Here is an 803-nt window from a genome sequence, read left to right as displayed (position 1 = left end):
TGCCCGCCGCCGTGACGTGGCTCGACGTCGCCGGCTCCCACGGTGACGGCTTTCACGGTGGCGGTGTCGCGGTGGCCGACCCGGGCCCCGGCGCGCCCGCCTACCTGGTGTTCACCTCCGGAACCAGCGGAAACCCCAAGGGCGTCACCATCACCCACCGGGGGGTGAGCGCCCTCGCCGAGGACCTCGCCGAGCGGTTCGCCGCCGCGCCCGGCGACCGGATGCTGCACGTCGCGTCGCCGAGCTTCGACGCGGCGATGCTCGAGCTGCTCGTCGCGGGCACCGCCGGCGCGACCCTCGTCGTCGCCGGGCCCGACGCGTACGGCGGCGACGCCCTCGCCGACCTCCTCGCCGGCGAGCACATCACGCACGCGTGCGTCACCCCGTCGGCGCTGGCGACTGTGCCGCCGCGGGCGCTGCCCGACCTGCGGGTGCTCATGCTGGGCGGCGAGGCCGTGAGCGACGAGCTCGTCGCCCGGTGGGGTGCGGGCCGTCGCCTCTACAACGGCTACGGCCCCGCCGAGGCCACCGTCTTCGCCACCTGTTCGCCGCCGCTGGCGCCCGGCGCGGACGTCGTGATCGGCACCCCCGTGCGCGGGGTGCAGGCCGTCGTGCTCGACGAGCGGCTGCGGCCCGTGCCCACCGGCGTGGCCGGGGAGCTGTACCTCGCGGGGGAGCGGCTCGCCGACGGGTACCGCGACGACCCGGGCCGCACCGCGAGGCGGTTCGTCGCCGCCGACGGCGGTCGTCGCCGGTACCGCACGGGCGACCTGGCCCGCTGGGCCGGTGTGTCCTTTGGGCGG

The 803-nt window shown here is 77.5% G+C and carries 1 protein-coding gene; it reads left to right on the top strand.

The window, feature by feature from the left end; all coding sequences use genetic code 11:
• Positions 1–803 (top strand): AMP-binding protein (locus CQZ88_RS20345; RefSeq protein WP_146034344.1); only part of this gene is annotated, 803 nt, incomplete at both ends.

It is taken from the genome of Rhodococcus sp. ENV425 (assembly GCF_002887785.1).
Taxonomy (GTDB): Bacteria; Actinomycetota; Actinomycetes; order Mycobacteriales; family Mycobacteriaceae; genus Rhodococcus; species Rhodococcus aetherivorans.
This window is presented reverse-complemented; position numbering and strand designations above follow the sequence as displayed.